General features: G+C 54.5%; 16 protein-coding genes. 14 read left to right on the top strand and 2 right to left on the bottom strand.

The window, feature by feature from the left end; all coding sequences use genetic code 11:
• Positions 1 to 6 precede the first annotated feature (6 nt).
• From murD to recN, 13 genes are all read left to right on the top strand, one after another.
• Positions 7 to 1,401, top strand: a complete 1,395-nt coding sequence (murD, locus tag AB9F27_RS10790; RefSeq protein ID WP_335585866.1) for a UDP-N-acetylmuramoyl-L-alanine--D-glutamate ligase — start codon at positions 7 to 9, stop codon at positions 1,399 to 1,401.
• Positions 1,402 to 1,539: 138 nt separating this feature from the next.
• The gene (gene ftsW, locus AB9F27_RS10795; protein ID WP_335585867.1) at positions 1,540 to 2,730 is read left to right on the top strand and encodes a putative lipid II flippase FtsW; all 1,191 of its coding nucleotides are present in this window, start codon (positions 1,540 to 1,542) and stop codon (positions 2,728 to 2,730) included.
• Positions 2,730 to 3,842: a UDP-N-acetylglucosamine--N-acetylmuramyl-(pentapeptide) pyrophosphoryl-undecaprenol N-acetylglucosamine transferase gene (locus tag AB9F27_RS10800; protein ID WP_335585868.1), complete on the top strand. Its 1,113-nt coding sequence runs from the start codon at positions 2,730 to 2,732 to the stop codon at positions 3,840 to 3,842. The genes ftsW and AB9F27_RS10800 overlap by 1 nt, the downstream gene beginning before the upstream one ends.
• Positions 3,839 to 5,251, top strand: a complete 1,413-nt coding sequence (gene murC, locus AB9F27_RS10805; protein WP_335585869.1) for a UDP-N-acetylmuramate--L-alanine ligase — start codon at positions 3,839 to 3,841, stop codon at positions 5,249 to 5,251. The genes AB9F27_RS10800 and murC overlap by 4 nt, the downstream gene beginning before the upstream one ends.
• Positions 5,252 to 5,282: 31 nt before the next feature.
• Positions 5,283 to 5,534, top strand: coding sequence for a DUF2484 family protein (locus tag AB9F27_RS10810; protein WP_335585890.1), 252 nt, complete (start codon positions 5,283 to 5,285; stop codon positions 5,532 to 5,534).
• A 57-nt stretch (positions 5,535 to 5,591) separates the two neighbouring features.
• Entirely contained in the window at positions 5,592 to 6,530 is a 939-nt protein-coding gene (gene murB / locus AB9F27_RS10815) for a UDP-N-acetylmuramate dehydrogenase (protein ID WP_335585870.1), read from the top strand.
• Between the two features lie 227 nt (positions 6,531 to 6,757).
• Positions 6,758 to 7,672 carry a D-alanine--D-alanine ligase gene (locus tag AB9F27_RS10820; protein WP_335585871.1) on the top strand — a complete coding sequence of 305 codons (915 nt, stop codon included), beginning with the start codon at positions 6,758 to 6,760 and terminating at the stop codon, positions 7,670 to 7,672.
• Positions 7,660 to 8,592 (top strand): cell division protein FtsQ/DivIB, encoded by a 933-nt coding sequence (locus tag AB9F27_RS10825; RefSeq protein ID WP_369757714.1) that lies wholly within the window; start codon positions 7,660 to 7,662, stop codon positions 8,590 to 8,592. The genes AB9F27_RS10820 and AB9F27_RS10825 overlap by 13 nt, the downstream gene beginning before the upstream one ends.
• Complete coding sequence (gene ftsA, locus AB9F27_RS10830; protein ID WP_335585873.1) at positions 8,589 to 9,923, top strand: cell division protein FtsA; 1,335 nt, start codon at positions 8,589 to 8,591, stop codon at positions 9,921 to 9,923. The genes AB9F27_RS10825 and ftsA overlap by 4 nt, the downstream gene beginning before the upstream one ends.
• Before the next feature lie 179 nt (positions 9,924 to 10,102).
• A complete protein-coding gene (ftsZ, locus tag AB9F27_RS10835) occupies positions 10,103 to 11,698 on the top strand; it encodes a cell division protein FtsZ (protein ID WP_369757715.1) in 1,596 nt (531 codons plus the stop codon).
• A gap of 211 nt (positions 11,699 to 11,909) precedes the next feature.
• Complete coding sequence (lpxC, locus tag AB9F27_RS10840; protein ID WP_335585875.1) at positions 11,910 to 12,830, top strand: UDP-3-O-acyl-N-acetylglucosamine deacetylase; 921 nt, start codon at positions 11,910 to 11,912, stop codon at positions 12,828 to 12,830.
• Positions 12,831 to 12,938: 108 nt separating this feature from the next.
• Positions 12,939 to 13,778, top strand: coding sequence for an outer membrane protein assembly factor BamD (locus tag AB9F27_RS10845; RefSeq protein WP_335585876.1), 840 nt, complete (start codon positions 12,939 to 12,941; stop codon positions 13,776 to 13,778).
• Between the two features lie 16 nt (positions 13,779 to 13,794).
• The gene (gene recN, locus AB9F27_RS10850) at positions 13,795 to 15,447 is read left to right on the top strand and encodes a DNA repair protein RecN (RefSeq protein ID WP_335585877.1); all 1,653 of its coding nucleotides are present in this window, start codon (positions 13,795 to 13,797) and stop codon (positions 15,445 to 15,447) included.
• Between the two features lie 65 nt (positions 15,448 to 15,512).
• Here the strand turns inward: recN and AB9F27_RS10855 are convergent, their stop codons facing one another.
• Positions 15,513 to 16,883: an FAD-linked oxidase C-terminal domain-containing protein gene (locus AB9F27_RS10855; RefSeq protein WP_335585878.1), complete on the bottom strand. Its 1,371-nt coding sequence runs from the start codon at positions 16,881 to 16,883 to the stop codon at positions 15,513 to 15,515.
• A gap of 101 nt (positions 16,884 to 16,984) precedes the next feature.
• Between AB9F27_RS10855 and AB9F27_RS10860 the strand changes: the two genes are divergently transcribed.
• Positions 16,985 to 18,646 (top strand): chloride channel protein, encoded by a 1,662-nt coding sequence (locus tag AB9F27_RS10860; protein ID WP_335585879.1) that lies wholly within the window; start codon positions 16,985 to 16,987, stop codon positions 18,644 to 18,646.
• On the opposite strand, the gene AB9F27_RS10865 is transcribed toward AB9F27_RS10860, so the two are convergent.
• Positions 18,643 to 18,942, bottom strand: coding sequence for a DUF427 domain-containing protein (locus tag AB9F27_RS10865; protein WP_236940094.1), 300 nt, complete (start codon positions 18,940 to 18,942; stop codon positions 18,643 to 18,645). The genes AB9F27_RS10860 and AB9F27_RS10865 overlap by 4 nt on opposite strands.
• Positions 18,943 to 18,990 lie beyond the last annotated feature (48 nt).

The raw sequence follows: 18,990 nt of genomic DNA on the forward strand, positions 1-18,990 counted from the left end.
CCTCCCATGATCCCAGTCCAAGGATATACCGACCAAAAAGTAGCCGTTCTAGGGCTTGGGCGCTCAGGAATCGCAACTGCGCGCGCCTTGCGCGAAGGCGGCGCAATCCCTGTCGTTTGGGACGATAACGCCGAAGCGCGGGAGCGTGCGCAAGCCGAAGGTTTTGACCCCGTTGATTTGGGTAAAACGAGCGCTTGGGAAGGCGTGGCCGCGTTGATCCTTTCGCCAGGTATTCCGCATCTCTACCCAACGCCTAACAAATATGTGTCCATGGCGTGGGACGTGGGCATTCCTGTCGATAACGATATTTCGCTGTTTTTCGCGGGGTTTGCCACGACGGAATGGGACGAATTCGTGACCATGCCGCGCGTCGTCACCGTGACGGGCAGCAACGGAAAATCCACCACCAGCGCGCTTCTTCATCACGTGTTGCAACACGTCAATCGCCCAACCCAACTTGCGGGGAATATCGGGCGCGGTGCCTTGGATGTCGATCCCGCCATTGATGGCGAGGTCGTGGTATTGGAGCTTTCTTCCTATCAAACCGACCTTGCGCGTAACCTGACGCCCGATATCGCCGTCTTCACCAATCTTTCACCGGATCACTTAGATCGCCACGGCGGGCTTGGCGGATACTTTGCCGCGAAACGACGGCTCTTTGCCGAAGGCGGTCCTGATCGCGCAGTGATCGGTGTAGATGAGGACGAGGGGCGGTATCTTGCCAATCAGCTGGCGACGGGGAAGGCGGATGATCGCGTGATCCGTGTGTCGACGAAAGCTAAATTAACGGGGCCGGGTTGGAATGTTTTTGTGCGCAAGGGGTTCCTTTCGGAGTACCGCAAAGGGCGTCAAACGGGCTCCATTGATTTGCGGGCGATTCAGGGGCTTCCCGGCGTTCATAATCATCAAAACGCCTGTGCCGCCTATGCCGTCGCGCGCTCGCTCGGACTGGCGCCCCGCGTTATTGAGGCGGCGTTCCACAGCTTTGAAGGTCTGCCGCATCGCTCCCAAACGATTGCCACCAAAAACGGCGTGCGTTTTGTGAATGACAGTAAAGCAACCAACGTCGACAGTGCCGCCTGTGCGCTGGACGCGTTTGAGAATATCCGCTGGATTTGTGGCGGCCTCGAGAAGGAAGGTGGCCTTGGCGCGCTGACATCGCATTTTGCCAACGTGAAAAAGGCCTATGTGATTGGACGCGACGCCGCCAATTTTGCGCTTGGGCTTGAAGGGCTTGAGGTCGAAATTTGCGAAACCATGGCCGTCGCCGTGGCGCGTTCTACCGCCGAAGCCCAAGAAGGGGATACGGTCCTTTTGGCACCCGCCGCTGCAAGTTTTGATCAATACGACAGTTTTGAGAAACGCGGCGATGATTTTGCCGATTGCGTTGCGGCGCTTTAAGCACTGTCGCGACACAGAAAAGACCCACTAAATCCATCCTTTGGGTGGGTCTTTTTGCTGGATTAATCTGCGGTTTTTGCGTAGACTTTTCCCCAGACCCGGCAAACGGGCGATCAGAGGCAGTAAAGGCGGTACCCCATGACCGAGATGGTATATGGTTCTCTCCCCCATTCGGGCGGTGAACCCGTGCTCCCACGTTGGTGGCGCACAATTGATAAATGGACAGCAGTCTTTATTCTATTGCTCTTTGCAATTGGCATCCTTCTTGGGTTGGCTGCTTCTCCGCCTTTGGCCGAAAAGAACGGGTTTGCCCCGTTTCACTATGTTCAACGCCAAGCGTTTTTCGGGATGGTCGCCCTTGTGGTGATGATTTTCATTTCGATGATGTCGCCCGTTATGGTGCGCCGCCTTGGCGTTTTGGGCTTCGTTTGTGCCTTTGTTGCCCTGTTGTTTTTGCCCTTTTTGGGGACGGATTTTGGCAAGGGGGCGGTGCGTTGGTATTCCCTCGGTTTTGCCTCGGTTCAGCCGAGCGAGTTTCTCAAACCTGGTTTTGTGATTGTGACTGCGTGGTTGATGGCGGCAAGTCAGGAAATTAACGGCCCTCCTGGTAAAACCCTTTCGTTCGCTTTTCTGGTTTTTATCGTTGGTTTGCTTGCATTGCAGCCTGATTTTGGGCAAGCGGCGCTGGTTTTGTTTGGCTGGGGTGTGATGTATTTTGTGGCTGGCGCGCCGTTTTTATTGCTTATCGGCATGGCGGCTTTGGTGGTTTTGGGCGGCTCGTTTGCCTATAATAATTCCGAACACTTTGCCCGCCGTATCGATGGATTTTTAAATCCAGAAATTGATCCGACAACACAGATCGGTTACGCCACCAACGCCATTCAAGAGGGCGGATTCTTTGGAGTTGGTGTTGGCGAGGGGCAAGTGAAATGGTCACTGCCTGATGCGCACACCGATTTTATTATCGCCGTTGCGGCGGAAGAGTATGGTCTGTTGCTTGTTCTGGCGATCATTATGCTTTTTCTTGTAATTACAGTGCGCTCTCTCCTGCGGTTAATGCGCGAACGCGATCAGTTTACGCGACTGGCTGGCACAGGTTTGGCCTGTATGTTTGGCATCCAAGCCTTTGTGAATATGGGGGTTGCGGTGCGGCTTTTGCCCGCTAAGGGGATGACGCTTCCGTTTGTGAGTTATGGCGGCAGTTCTTTGGTCGCAGGTGGGATTGCACTTGGCATGTTGCTTGCGCTAACACGCAGTCGACCACAGGGCGTTATTGGCGACCATTTCGTTGGGCGTGGACGCGGAACTTTAGGGACGGATCAAGGTTAATGTCAGGACCACTTTTAATCATCGCTGCGGGCGGAACGGGCGGGCACATGTTCCCCGCACAGGCTTTAGCCGAAGCGATGTTGGCCAAAGGTTGGTCTGTAAAACTTTCGACCGATGCGCGCGGCGCGCGATATGCGGGCGGATTTCCACCAGACGTCGAGATCGAAACGCTCTCGAGCGCGACGTTCGCGCGGGGCGGATTGTTGGCAAAGGCGATTGTGCCATTTCGTGTGTTCGGCGGAGTCCTCGCGGCGGTTTGGAAGATGTATCGTGATAAGCCTGCTGTTGTCGTGGGCTTTGGCGGATATCCGTCGATTCCGGCTGTTGCTGCAGCATGGATTTTGCGTCGCCCTCGGGCGTTGCACGAACAGAATGGCGTCCTTGGACGTGTGAATAAACTTTTTGCCAAACACGTGGATGCCGTGGCCTGTGGTACGTGGCCGACGGATCTTCCTGAGGGGGTTGAGGGGCACGAAGTTGGCAATCCGGTGCGCAGCGAGATTTTGGATCGCGCGGGGGCTGGGTACATAGAACCGGGTGATTATCCGATGTCGATCCTTGTGATGGGCGGAAGCCAAGGCGCGCGCATTCTTTCGGATATTGTCCCCGCAGCCATTGCCGCCTTGCCAGATAGCTTGCGCCGCAACATCCGTGTAGATCAACAGGCGCGCGAAGAAGATTTAGAGCGGGTCACCGCGTTTTATCGTGAGGCCGAAATCAAGGCGGACGTAAAGCCGTTTTTCAAAGACGTGCCGCGCAGAATGTCGGAATGCCAATTAGTCATTGCGCGTTCGGGCGCCAGTACGGTTGCTGATATTTCGATCATTGGTCGCCCCTCCATTTTGGTGCCTTATGCTGCCGCGACGGGGGATCACCAGACGGTGAATGCCCAAGGTTTGGTGGATGCGCAGGCTGCAAAACTCTTGCAGGAAGCCGATTTCACAGTCGAGAATTTAACCGCATTGATCTTAGGGGTGATCACTCATCCCGATAAAGCAAATTCAATGGCGCGCGCAGCCCTTGGCTGTGGCAAGCCCGACGCGACTCAGCGCCTTGTTGCGCTCGTCGACTCGCTCCGCGAACATCCCCTAAGCACCGAGGCTCACACATGAACCGTCAAGCGACCAAACTTCCCATCGAAATGGGTGCCATTCATTTTGTCGGGATTGGTGGCATTGGGATGTCGGGCATTGCAGAAATGCTTTTGGATCAAGGTTATCAGGTTCAGGGCAGTGACTTAAAAGCCAGCAAGATCACTGACCGTTTGGTCGGCCTTGGGGCGACAGTATTTTTTGGGCAAAAGGCCGAAAATCTCGAAAACGCCGAAGTGGTGGTTATTTCAAGCGCGATCAAGGCGGGTAATCCGGAGTTGGATGCCGCTCGCGCCACGGGGCTTCCCGTTGTGCGCCGTGCAGAAATGTTGGCCGAATTGATGCGGCTGAAATCCAATATCGCCGTTGCGGGAACGCATGGCAAAACAACAACGACGACTATGGTGGCCACGTTGCTGGATGCGGGCGGCCTTGACCCGACGGTGATCAATGGCGGTATTATTCACGCCTACGGGTCCAACGCGCGCATGGGTACGGGCGAGTGGATGGTGGTCGAGGCCGACGAGAGTGACGGAACTTTTAACCGTCTTCCGGCCACCATTGCGATCGTCACAAATATCGATCCCGAGCACATGGAGCATTGGGGTGATTTCGATACTCTGCGCCAAGGTTTCCTTGATTTCGTGTCAAATATTCCCTTCTACGGCGTTGCGGTTTGTTGCACGGATCACCCGGAAGTTCAGTCCCTTGTGGGCAAAATAACCGACCGCCGCGTGATCACATTTGGGTTCAACGCCCAAGCGGATGTACGGGCGACCAACCTGAAATATAAAGAGGGCGTGGCGCATTTCGACATCGCGTTGAAGGCCGAAAATCTGGTGATTGAGGATTGCTCCTTGCCAATGCCGGGGGACCACAATGTGTCCAACGCGCTTTCGGCTGTCGCGGTCGCGCATCATTTGGGTGTTTCGCCCGCAGACATCAAAACGGCTTTGAAAAACTTTGCCGGCGTGAACCGTCGTTTTACCAAGGTTGGTGAAGTGAATGGGGTCACAATCATCGACGATTATGGGCACCACCCCGTGGAGATTGCGGCGGTGCTTAAAGCGGCGCGGCAGGCCACATCCCATACCGAAGGCGCGCGCGTTATTGCGGTGCATCAACCGCACCGTTACAGCCGCTTGCATACTTTGTTTGAGGATTTCTGTACCTGCTTCAACGACGCGGATGTAGTCGGCATTTCCGATGTTTTCTCGGCGGGTGAAGACGTGATTGAGGGCGCGACCCGTGATGATCTGATTGCGGGCCTTATTCGTCACGGCCACCGCCACGCGCGCGCCGTCACCAGCGAAGAGGATTTGGTGCGTCTTGTGCGTGAGCAAACCAAACCCGGCGATATGGTGGTGTGTTTGGGGGCGGGGACGATTTCGGCTTGGGCAAATAATCTTCCAAACCTCATGAAAGACTAGGTAACACAGGGGCAAGAACATGGATTTAGGAATGCCGGTCTCAGGATTTCTAGCGCTGCTATGGCTTCTGATTGCCAACGTCGTTGGCTTTTTTCCGAGCAAAAAGAAACATTGGCCCGCAGCTTATATCCTTATGAGCATCGGTCTGCCTGTAACAATTTATCTGTTTTATGAAAGCGGATTCTGGATAGGGGTGCTTTTCCTAATTGCTGCGGGCTCGATTTTTAGATGGCCATTGATTTTTCTCCTCCGTCGCCTTGGTCTTCTGAAAGCCCCGTCTTAGGGCTGGAAACGCCTCTGTTTCGCGCTATAACCACCGAAATTATAACGGGCGCATAACATGACTCTTGATCCCAATTCCTTGCCGCAGGTGCGCGGTGTTCTGACTTTTGACAAGGACCTCTCGGGGTTGACGTGGTTGCGTGTAGGCGGGCCTGCGGATGTTTTATTTCAGCCTGCGGACATTGAAGATTTGCAACATTTTCTGCGCGAATTGCCGCGCGATATCCCTGTATTTCCGATGGGAGTCGGTAGCAATCTGATTGTGCGCGACGGGGGTATTCGCGGTGTGGTGATCCGTCTTGGGCGTGGCTTCAATGGGATTGAAATTGACGGCCAAAATGTGACCGCGGGGGCGGCGGCGTTGGATGCGCATGTCGCGCGAAAAGCGGCGGCCGAGGGCGTTGATCTCACGTTCTTGCGCACTATCCCGGGTGCAATTGGCGGTGCTGTTGCGATGAACGCGGGATGCTATGGGCGCTACATGGCGGATGTATTTCAGTCGGCACGGATTGTGACGCGGGAGGGCGAAGTCAAAACGCTCTCAAACGCGGAGTTGACGTTTGCCTATCGCAATTCTGCTCTGCCGGAGGGCGCGGTTTTGGTTGATGCAATTTTGTGTGGCGAGCGAGGGGATTCGACAACGCTTGAGACCTTAATGGCGGCGCAACTCAAAAAACGCGACGAAACCCAGCCCACCAAAGACCTCACGGCTGGAAGTACCTTTCGAAATCCAGCTGGTTTTAGTTCCACTGGTCAGGCCGATGATGTGCATGATTTGAAGGCTTGGAAGGTTATTGATGACGCCGGAATGCGCGGTGCGCGACGGGGCGGGGCGGTTATGAACGAGATGCACAGCAACTTCTTGACCAATGCGGGGGGCGCGACGGCTGCTGATTTGGAAGAATTGGGCGAAGAAGTACGAAAAAAGGTTTTCAAAAACAGTTCAATAGAGTTAGTATGGGAAATTAAGCGCATCGGCGAACCGACGGCCCCGTAAATTTCGAATATTTTCTGGCAAACCGGTTAAAACAGACGCGCAAATGAAGAACTAGCGGCAGATCCGCGTAGATTCTGGCACAGGAAAAGCCAAGCTACGCATCAAAAACATAAAACGAACTATCTGGATTCGGGCGTTCTGCGTTTGAAATCTTGAGTAGAATCAGATGCCCAAAATCGGGCGCACCAAGATCCTCATAGAAGGGTCGCAAATGATAAGAGGCGGGCATGTCGAGCAGGGCATCCCAAAAAGTGGCAGTATTGCTGGGAGGACCTTCTGCGGAACGCGAAGTTTCTCTCTCAAGTGGGCGCGGTTGCGCAGCTGTACTTAGGGACGAAGGATTTGAGGTAGTTGAACTGGACGCGGGTCCGGACCTAGCTGCACGTCTTCTTGAGATCGCCCCAGAAGTTGTTTTCAACGCGTTGCATGGGCGTTGGGGCGAGGATGGATGCGTCCAAGGTTTGCTCGAATGGCTCAAAATCCCCTATACACATTCCGGCGTTTTGGCTTCGGCTCTCGCGATGGATAAGGAACGCTCCAAGGAAATGTTTCGCGCGGCGGGTTTGCCCGTTTGCGAGAGCGGTCTTTTTGCAAAATCCGAAGTTTCCGCGCGCCACGTGATGGCACCTCCCTACGTGGTGAAGCCAAATAACGAAGGCTCCTCCGTTGGCGTTTATCTGGTGGCCGAGGGTGCGAATACCCCGCCAACCCTTTCTGATGATATGCCCGAAATCGTCATGGTCGAGGCCTTCGCGCCGGGCCGTGAATTAACCACAACGGTCGTTGGCGACCGTGCCCTTGGAGTGACGGATATCCTGACCGATGGCTGGTACGATTACGATGCGAAATATGTGCCCGGCGGCTCTCGTCATGTGGTGCCTGCCGATCTTCCGCCCGAGATCACCGCAGCGTGCCTGGACTATGCCCGCCGGGCCCATGTGGCCTTGGGATGTCGCGGCGTGACGCGTACAGATTTCCGCTGGGATGAAGTGCGTGGCCTTGACGGGTTGATCCTGTTGGAAACCAATACCCAGCCCGGAATGACTCCAACGTCACTGACACCTGAACAGGCAGATGTGTTTGGCATCGGGTTTGGCGGGTTGTGTCGTTGGCTGGTGGAGGATGCATCATGTCAGAGGTAGGCTTTAATTCTGGCGCGCGTCAGGTCGCAGGTCTCTCTTCGCGTCGCACCCAATCCCCTAAACGTGACCCCGCCCCAAGCCGTGTCGCCTATCGCGCCCAGCGGCTTTGGCTCACACCGACGTTTCGTAAAATTGTGCGTGTTGGCTTGCCCGTTTTGGTTGTCAGTATGATTACTGGGGGCCTATTGGCGAGTGCCGATCGTCGGCAGGCGATTGTGGATTGGTCGCTGCAATTGCGCGAGGATATTGAGCATCGCCCCGCATTTATGGTGCATATGATGGCCGTGGACGGGGCTTCGATTGAGCTTGCCGAAGATATTCGCGAAGTTTTCCCTCTGGATTTTCCGATGAGTTCGTTTGATCTGGATTTGCAGCAAATGCACGCGGCTATTTCCGAACTTGATGCGGTGGCCTCGGTGAATGTGCAGGTGCGCGTTGGCGGCGTATTGCAGGTGAGCGTCGATGAGCGCGTGCCGGTAATTGTTTGGCGCGGCACGGACGCGGTTGAATTGTTAGATGCCGAAGGGCATCGGGTTGTACAGGTGCCCGCGCGGGCATCGCGCCCTGATTTGCCGTTGGTGACGGGATTTGGTGCCGATAAAGCCATTCCAGAAGCCATTGAACTGTTGGCCTCTGCGGCTCCGATTTACGATCACGTGCGCGGTCTTGTGCGGGTGGGCGAGCGTCGGTGGGACCTTGTATTGGACAATGGCCAACGGGTTCTTTTGCCCGAAACAAATCCCCGCCAAGCGCTGCACCGCGTGATTGCGCTGAATACAGTCAGGGATTTGTTGGCGCGCAACGTGGCCGTCATTGATATGCGGCTTGAAAAGCGCCCAACCCTTCGCCTTAAAGAGCCTGTTCCAGATGTCTCGCCCGAAGATGCCCCCATTATTAATAGCGGAGCCCAGTATCCATGACCGATCTTTACCAAAGCCAACGAGCGATGCGCAACATGAGAGAAGCCGCCATGCAGCGCGGTGTTGTGGCAATTTTGGATGTGGGAACGTCGAAAATCGCCTGTTTGATATTGCGCTTTGACGGACCGGAAAAACCCCACGATTTTGATGGTGTTGGCTCGATGGCAGGGCAGAGCAGTTTTCGGGTTATTGGAGCGGCGACCACGCGGTCGCGTGGAGTGAGTTTCGGGGAAATTGACGCAATGGCCGAAACAGAGCGTGCCATTCGCACCGCTGTTCAAGCCGCACAAAAAATGGCCAATCTGCGGGTCGATCACGTGATCGCGTGTTTTTCGGGCGCACGGCCACGGTCCTATGGGTTGGCGGGTAGCATCGATGTTCAGGAACGGACCGTCAGCGAACAGGATGTCGCACGTGTTTTGGCGGCCTGTGAAGTGCCGGAGTTCGGGGCAGGGCGCGAAGTTTTACATGCCCAACCGGTGAATTTTGCGCTGGACCACCGCACGGGTCTTGGCGATCCACGCGGGCAAATAGGCAATCGTTTGGCAGCGGATATGCATGTTTTGACCGTTGACGCGAATGCCATTCAAAATCTGATTTATTGTATCAAACGGTGCGATCTCGAACTCGCGGGTATGGCCTCGAGTTCATATGCTTCGGCGATTTCGGCCTTGGTTGAGGACGAGCAAGAGCTTGGCGCGGCCTGTATCGATTTGGGTGGCGGTTCTACGGGGCTGTCGATTTTCATGAAAAAACACATGATCTATTCTGACTCGGTTCGACTGGGGGGCGATCACATCACCAACGATATTTCCAAAGGCCTTCAAGTGCCGATGGCAACTGCGGAACGGATCAAAACCCTGTTTGGTGGCGTTGTCGCCACGGGAATGGACGACCGCGAAAAAATTGAAGTTGGTGGGGACTGCGGCGATTGGGAAAAAGACCGTCGTACCGTTAGTCGCGCTGAATTGATCGGGATTATGCGACCACGGGTCGAGGAAATTCTTGAGGAGACGCGGGCGCGTCTTGAGGCCGCCGGATTTGATCACCTGCCAAGCCAGCAAATTGTTCTGACCGGCGGTGGAAGCCAAATTCCCGGCCTTGATGGTTTGGCCACGCGCATCCTAGGACAGCGCGTGCGGATGGGGCGTCCGCTACGGGTTCAGGGCTTGCCTCAATCGGCTACGGGGGCGGCTTTTGCCTCCTCGGTTGGGCTGTGTTTGTTTGCTGCAAACCCGCAAGATGAGTGGTGGGACTTCGATATTCCCACAGAACGGTATCCAGCACGGTCGGTAAAACGCGCCGTGAAATGGTTCAAAGATAATTGGTAAACGCAAAATATGGTAGTTTCGGCAAGATATCGCCAAACTTTTCGGCCTGACGGACTATATTTTGTGTCATTAACGCGTTTTTTTCGTGACGTTTGACAAATTTCTCGATAAAATCGGTGCAAATCAGGCAAATTTGTCGCCCCGGGACGGGTGGCACTGTATCACAGGCGGACCAGTCGATGACTTTAAATCTTAGTATTCACGAGCAAGACGATCTCAAACCACGGATCACCGTTTTCGGTGTTGGTGGAGCCGGCGGTAACGCCGTAAACAACATGATCGACAAACAACTCGATGGTGTTGAGTTTGTGGTCGCGAATACCGACGCCCAAGCGTTGCAGCAGAGCAAATCCACAGCACGCATTCAAATGGGCATCAAGGTCACTGAAGGTCTGGGCGCGGGGGCACGGCCTTCCGTAGGTTCCGCCGCTGCTGAAGAAAGCATCGAACAGATCGTTGACCACCTCGCGGGCGCGCACATGTGCTTCATTACCGCAGGTATGGGGGGCGGTACCGGAACCGGCGCGGCGCCAATCATCGCGCAGGCCGCGCGCGAGTTGGGTGTTTTGACCGTAGGCGTTGTGACCAAACCGTTCCAATTCGAGGGCGCGAAACGGATGCGTCAAGCCGAAGAGGGCGTTGAAGCGCTGCAAAAAGTTGTCGATACCCTGATCATCATTCCGAACCAAAACCTATTCCGTTTGGCGAATGAAAAAACAACATTTACCGAAGCCTTTAGTCTTGCGGACGACGTTCTGTATCAAGGTGTCAAAGGTGTAACCGACCTTATGGTTCGCCCCGGCATCATCAACCTCGACTTTGCAGATGTGCGTTCCGTGATGGACGAAATGGGCAAAGCGATGATGGGAACGGGCGAAGCCACAGGCGAAGATCGCGCCGTTCAAGCCGCCGAAAAAGCCATCGCGAACCCCTTGCTTGACGAAATTAGCCTGCGCGGCGCACGCGGCGTTCTTATCAATATTACAGGTGGCTACGACCTCACATTGTTCGAACTCGACGAAGCGGCCAACCGCATTCGCGAGGAAGTCGATCCAGAGGCGAACATCATCGTTGGCTCGACTTTGGACACTGAAATGGAAGGCGTCATGCGCGTTTCCGTAGTGGCCACTGGAATTGACGCCCGTGTCGGCGCCGGAGAAGTTCCCGTAGCGCGTCGTTCCCTCGCAGAACCGTTGAAGCATTCCTCACTTGCCGATGAAGTTGCTCAAGAATTGAGCCAAGCCGCAGAAGCACAAGGCAAAGAGCCTTCCTTGTTTGCGGAGCCGGAAGCTAAAAAAGAAACGCCTTCTTTCTTTGCGCCAACTCCACGGGCCAAGGAAGAAGTTCCTGCTCCGGCATACCAACCGCAACAACAAGCGGCTCCTTCGCCTCAGTTTGCTGAAGAGCCAGTACGGTTTGAGAACGAAGCCGAAGGTTTTGTCGCTCCTAAACCCAGGACACCGGGAACGCCTTCTCCTGAAGCGTTGGATCGTCTTCGCGCCGCGGCTTCGAAGGTTCCGCATGCTCCGGCTGGCTATGGTCAAACTGCAGCAAAACCTGCTCCTCAGCCACAAGCTGAACCTGAAAAACCACGCTTTGGGATCAACTCTTTGATCAACCGAATGACAGGCCACGCAGCCGAGGAGGGCGCGCGTACAGCCACTGCACGCCAGCAACCACAGGTGCAGGCCCCCGTTGCTGAAACCGAACATGAGCCGGATCCTGAGCAAGAGCGTATCGACATTCCAGCGTTTTTGCGCCGCCAAGCTAACTAAATATTTCAACAGTTGTAACAATTGGGCTGCCCCTCGGGGTGGCCCTTTTTTGTTTAATTACAATGTGTTGCGTATTTTTGCGCAAACAACCGCCTAGGTGAAAAGCGCATGTTTCATTCAGTTACAAAGATTGAATTGTACATAACACAGTGGGAGCTTATCTCTCCTGTGTCGGAGCAAAGAACGTTCCGAGGCCGTTATGGAGCATCCATTGCAAACTACTTTGAACAAGCCAATTACATTTCGCGGAATAGGTCTCCACTCTGGGGCCCCTGTTCGCATGGTTGTAAAACCGGCGGCAGTGGATAGCGGAATTTGGTTTGTCAGGAGCGACCTTGAAGGGGATAACCGTATCCCCGCGTTATATGATGCGACGACGCCTGCGCAGCTTTGCACCCGTGTCGCAAATGCCTCTGGCGCTTCCGTTTCAACGATCGAACATATCATGGCCGCGCTCGCAGGGTGTGGCGTACAAAACGCTGTGATCGACGTAGACGGCCCAGAAATCCCCGTTCTCGACGGAAGTTCCGCCGAATTTGTGACCGCTATTTTAATGGTCGGGCGCAAGGATCTTAAAGCACCAATCCGAGCGTTGAAGATTTTGAAAACTGTGGAAGTACGTGACGGCGACGCAATCGCCCGTATCGAGCCCGCAGAAACTTTGCATATCGATTTCCACATTCGTTTCAATGACGCTGCCATTGGCAAACAAGATAAGAAACTTAGCATGGCAAATGGCGCTTTTGTGCGCGAACTTTGCGATAGCCGGACTTTTTGTCGACAATCTGATGTCGATGCGATGCGTGCCGCAGGGCTTGCTTTGGGCGGTTCTGTGAAGAATGCCGTTGTGATTGATGGTGATGACGTCTTGACGCCTGGTGGCCTACGTCACCGCGACGAGGCTGTGCGCCACAAAATGCTCGACGCGTTAGGCGATCTTGCCCTCGCTGGCGGACCCATTTTGGGGCGCTACACAGGGATTCGCGCGGGGCATGCCCTCACCAACAAACTCCTCAGAGCAATTTTTGCAGACGCCAATGCTTGGGAATGGGTGAAATGCGACGCCCGCGTCTCTGCGCGTTTGCCCGGCGCTGGCCTGCACGCCACCGATATCCCGATTGCGGCCGAATAAATCCCTTCCTAATGTAACGTAAAGACGTTTTGCCTAGGATTTTTCTGTGCTAGAACGGCGTGAGGTTTGGGGTTTTCCCCTTCGAACAGATTTTAAAGGTGGCGCTGAATGAGACGCGCAGCGGCTTGGCCAACTCGAATTACTTTGCTTTGCGGTCTCACGTTGTTGATGGCCTGCGGCGGCAATTCCAGCAAAGATATCCCCCTCGAGACGTTTACTCCCGAGGAGATTTATACTCGTGCGGAATTTGATCTTGAGGCGGGTGACCCCGAAGAAGCCGCGCGGCTGTTTGGCGAAGTTGAACGCCTTTACCCCTATTCCGAATGGGCAAAACGCGCATTGATCATGCAAGCGTTCTCCTATCATCGCGATCAGGACTATGAAAATAGCCGTATCGCGGCACAACGTTTCATTGATTTCTACCCCGCTGAGGAGGATGTTGCTTACGCGCAATTCCTTTTGGCGCTGTCCTACTACGACCAAATTGATGACGTTGGCCGCGATCAGGGCCTCACGTATCAAGCGTTGCAGCAATTGCGACTGGTAATCGAACGTCATCCAGACAGCGAATATGCGCGGTCAGCGATTCTGATGTTTGATCTCGCGTTTGATCATCTTGCGGCCAAAGAAATGGAAATTGGGCGCTACTACCTCAAAAAAGGACACTACGCTGCGGCGATCAATCGATTCCGTGTTGTGATCGAGGACTTCCAAACCACAAGTCACACTCCAGAGGCCTTGATGCGCCTCGTTGAGAGCTACTTGGCCTTGGGGTTTGTCGAAGAAGCTCAAACGGCTGCCGCCATTCTTGGATATAACTTCCGATCCACGGTTTGGTACCAAGACAGCTATGAATTGCTAAAAGGGCAAGGCCTTGAACCTGGGTTGTTTGGCGCGAATTGGATGGGTAAATTCTATCGCCAAGCTATTCGTGGCGAATGGCTGTAATTCTGCGAGATTTGCTGTGCTGCGCGGCTTAGAAATTCGAGACATGTTAATCATTGACCGGTTGGAACTTGAGTTCCAGCCGGGGTTAAATGTATTGACGGGAGAAACGGGTGCGGGAAAATCTATCCTATTGGATTCACTCGGTTTTGTTCTTGGTTGGCGCGGGCGTGCGGAGCTTGTTCGCGCCGGGGCCGAGCAAGGGGAAGTGACCGCGAGCTTTGAATTGCAGGACGATCATGCCGCATGGGGTGTCCTGCGCGACGCTGGGTTTCCAACCGCTGACGGAGAACTCATCCTACGGCGGATAAATACCAATGAAGGGCGTAAAACGGCGTGGATCAATGATCGGCGCTGTTCGGGAGAAGTGCTACGAGCCTTGTCGGAAACCCTCGTCGAATTGCACGGCCAGCACGATGATCGTGGCTTGCTCAACCCGCGCGGTCATCGTCAGATTTTGGACACCTACGCCACCTTGGATGGCGAACTTTCCGACGTGCGTTTGAAGTGGCGTGGGTTAAACGACGCCACAAAAGAATTGGAGAAGGCTGAGGCACATTTGGCCGAAATTCGCAAAGAAGAAGACTTCCTACGTCATGCTGTAGAGGAGCTGGATTTGCTCGCTCCCATGGCCGGAGAAGAACCAGAACTCGATACTTTGCGCCGTCAATTACAGGCCGCAGAACGGGTTTTGGACGACATCAATAAGGCGAATATGGCCTTGGGCGGCCACGGAGCGGAGGCGCAAATTTCCAATGCTATGAACTGGTTGGAGGATTCCGCCCTACAAATTGACGGCCAACTTGACGAAGCAATTGCCGCGTTGGGGCGCGCAATGGCTGAACTTTCGGATGCCATTCAGGCTGTCGATAGCACGGTTGAGCATCTGCGGTTTAACCCCATTGATTTGGAGGAAACCGAAGAGCGTCTTTTCGCCATTCGCGGGTTGGCGCGCAAGTACGAAGTATTGCCTGATGAGTTGGGCGCCCATGCGGATTCCCTGCGCCTTCGGCTTGAGACGTTAGACCAAAGTGTGGGCAATATGGCAGGTTTGAAGCGGGCCGTGGTCACCGCTCAATCTGCATATGATCTCGCGGCCCAAGACCTGTCAGAAAAGCGCGTTGACGCCGCCCGTAAACTGGATGCGGCTATGGCCAAGGAACTTGCGCCGCTCAAAATGGAGCGGGCTGTTTTTGCCACCGAAATTTCCGCCACAGAGCCGGGTCCAGAAGGGCAAGATGAAGCGATTTTTACCGTTGCCACCAATCCCGGTGCGCCGTCGGGGCCACTCAATAAAATTGCATCTGGCGGGGAGCTTTCTCGGTTTCTTCTGGCGTTGAAGGTTTGTCTCACTTCCGAAACGCGCGGAACCACAATGATTTTTGACGAAATCGACCGCGGGGTCGGTGGGGCGACGGCAGATGCCGTTGGGCGCCGTTTGGCTGAGTTGGCGACGCTGGGGCAAATCCTTGTTGTGACTCACTCGCCGCAAGTCGCGGCCCTTGGCGCGCATCACTGGCGGGTTCAGAAATCGGTCGAGGATGGCATGACTCTTTCCACGGTTGTTGCTTTGGGGACAGATGAACGTGTGGATGAAGTGGCACGGATGCTGTCAGGCGATAGGATCACAGATCAGGCCCGCGCGGCCGCAAAAACTCTGCTTGCCGGATAGCATATTTCACACATTTTTTGCTTAATTTTTGGCTTTGAACGCGTGTTCTTTGACCTATTCTAGCATTAGGGCACGATTTTTCCCGGATTGAGGATGCCCGTTGGATCAAGTGCATTTTTGATTTGGCCCATCAAATCCCACGCCTCCTGACCGTGTTCCTGCGCCATGAGGTGCCGCTTCCCAAGGCCGATTCCGTGCTCGCCCGTGATGGTGCCACCCAAGGATATAGCGCGTTCGGCCATGGCCTGAGCGAGGCGTTTTGCCTCGGCCACTTCGCCTTCATTCTCGCGGTCGATTAGCAGGATGGCGTGGAAGTTGCCGTCGCCCACGTGCCCCAAGATTGGACCAATGAGCGGTGAGGCATCAATATCCGCGCGGGTTTCGCGTACGGCTTTTGCAAGTTGAGAAATCGGAACGCAAACATCGGTGACGAGGGCGAAAGCGCCCGGTCGCAATGCCAAACACGCATAGTAGGCATTGTGGCGAATGCGCCAAAGAGCAGTGCGGTCTTCGGGTTTGTCGGACCAGTCAAAACCAGTGCCCCCCATTTCCTCAACGATCTCTCCAAACCTTTTGGCATCCTCGGCGACGGCGCGCTCGGAGCCGTGAAACTCCACCAGTAAATGTGGAGTCTCGGGCAATTTTGTGCCTGCGTAGGCGTTGAATGCCCCTGCGGTGGCCGCATCGACGAATTCTATACGAGCCATTGGAATGCCATACTGGATGGTCGTAATCACCGTTTCAATAGCGGCATCCATATTCTCAAATGCGCATGAAGCGGCGGAAATGGCCTCGGGTTGGCTTTGCAAGCGCAGGGTCAGCGAGGTGATGATTCCAAGTGTCCCCTCACTGCCCAAAAACAGCGCCGTGAGGTCGTAGCCCGAGGATGATTTACGCACTGGGCCACCCGTTTTGACAATCCGTCCGTCAGCCAGAACCACGGTTAAGCCAAGGACATTGTCGCGCATGGTTCCATAACGCACGCTGGTCGTGCCGCTGGCGCGGGTGGCGGCCATGCCTCCAAGCGACGCATTTGCCCCTGGATCGACGGGAAAAAACAAACCCGTTGTGCGAAGCTCTTGGTTAAGAGACTCGCGCGTTATTCCCGGTCCAACGGTCACGGCAAAATCTTCGATCCGAAGGTCGCCTATTTGGCTCATCCGGATCATATCAAGGCAAATACCGCCCTGTGTCGCCAGCGCGTGCCCCTCAAGAGAAGTGCCTGCGCCCCACGCCACGACTGGGCAATCCTCAGCATGACAAATTTTTAGGATCTCTGAAACCTCTAGGGTGGTATCAGGATAGGCTACAGCATCAGGCGGGGTGAGTGGGAAATATGTTTCGCTCTGCCCGTGGTTGTTCAGATCGGACTTGGAACGAGAGAGGCGATCGCCTAACAGTAAAGATAGCTTGGTTAAAGCGGAATGAATGGTCATCGCGGCCCCTCTATTTACACCACGCATGAGCCTAGGCGATGTTATACGCTGGGGAAACCCTATCGAGGGAAAACGCGCAGAAAGAGCAAAGAAAACCGTCTATGTCGTCAATGATTAAATCCTATACTTCACAGATTCTGCAGAGCCTTATTGATGCGGCGCGCCATGTGCGTCATCAGGGTCCTTCGCAAATTCAGTTTTGGTTTATTGCTTTGGTGATAGGCGTGGTTGCTGGGACGACGGCGCTCTATTTTCGAAAATCAATTACAAAACTCCAGAATTACTTTTATGCTAGCGATGATCTTGGCAGCCAATATGCGTTTGTCACCGATTTACCGTGGTACTGGATTCTCCTTATTCCGACCATCGGCGGCCTCCTTGTTGGGCTAATTCTAAATCACTTTACCGCGGACGGGCGCGTACGTTCTGTGGCGGATGTCATCGAGGGAGCGGCTCTGCACAATGGGCGTGTTGAGATCAAAGAGGGCCTTGCGAGCGGGCTCGCTTCTTTGATCACGCTATCTTCCGGTGGATCGTCCGGACGCGAAGGGCCTGTGGTTCACCTCGCCGGAGTGGTTTCGACATGGGTGTCCAATCGGATTAGCGCTGACGGAATTACAGCACGCGATTTGCTGGGATGTGCCGTCGCTGGGGCCGTTTCCGCGAGCTTTAACGCGCCCATCGCGGGTGCCCTCTTTGCCCTCGAAGTGATTTTAAGGCATTTTGCAGTCCACGCCTTCGCCCCGATCGTTATTGCATCGGTCGCTGGAACGGTGGTGAGCAGGCTTGAGTTTGGAAATGTCACAGAATTCACCTTGCTGCGCCAGGGAGAATTGGCATTCTACGTTGAATTACCCGCGTTCCTAATCCTTGGTTTGATTTGTGGCATCGTCTCTGTTGTGCTAATGAAATCAATCTTCTGGGCCGATGATATTGGTACCGTTGTTCAGGAGAACCTCCGGATACCGCGTTGGTTTCGCCCCGCAATTGCAGGGGCAATGCTGGGTGTTATCGCAATTTGGTTTCCGCATATTATCGGCGTTGGATATCAAACGACCTCGGCGGCGCTGACAGGAAACCTCGTTTTTCAAACGGCGATTATGTTCGCCGTTATCAAAACTATTGCCGTATCAATCACTATGGCAGGGCGCATGGGCGGTGGTGTTTTTTCGCCTGCATTGATGGTTGGCGCGTTGACTGGACTTGCCTTTGGGATCTTAGCGACAAGCATTTTTCCAAACGTGAGCGGTTCGGAAACTATTTACGCTTTGGCAGGCATGGGGGCGGTTGCGGCCGCAGTTCTCGGCGCGCCAATTTCCACAACGTTGATTGTGTTTGAACTGACGGGTGACTGGCAAACGGGACTTGCCGTGATGGTTGCCGTTTCCATGTCGACGGCTCTGTCGAGTCGCTTCGTAGACAAGAGCTTTTTCCTTACCTTGCTGGAACGTCGTGAGGTTCATATTGCGTCGGGTTCAGGTGAATATTTACTGTCAAAAATCGGCGTTTCTTCAATTATTCGCACGAATGACCACCCGCGTGCAGCTGATATTGACGTCTGCGCCGCCATGGTGGAGGAGGGGAAGTCGGTGCGTTTCGACGCAACATTGGAAGACATTTTACCGATGTTCAAAATGAAAAACTATGAATTTTTACCTGTTCGAAACGCGGAAGGCACGGCGATAGGAGCCGTTTTCCATATCGATGCTATCACGGCCTACAATGAAATTTTGCTCAGCACCGCCATTGAGGAGCATTCCTAAAGCTGTTCAACCGCCACATTTTCCCCCGAAAAGGCCAGATATCCAGCGATGTCTCTTACACCCAAGTTGGGCGTTTCATAACACCAAACAGCATCTTGGATCACCGTGCTTTTCGTGTGGATTGAGTAATAGGTCGCCACGCCTTTATGTGGGCAAATCGTGGTGCGTTCACTCGCTTCAAGCATCGCCATTGCCACGTCTTGTTTCGGGAAATAGATGACAGGTGGATAGTCGCCCTCGGTCAAGAAAAGAGCGTTATGGCTCTCGCCCAAAACGGCTCCCCCGGCACGGACCACACAAAGTGATTTGGCGGGTTTAACAGAAATATTTGGCGCCTTGCCCGT

Origin of the sequence: Falsihalocynthiibacter sp. CO-5D18, assembly GCF_041205445.1 — a bacterium.
GTDB lineage: Bacteria > Pseudomonadota > Alphaproteobacteria > Rhodobacterales > Rhodobacteraceae > Falsihalocynthiibacter > Falsihalocynthiibacter arcticus.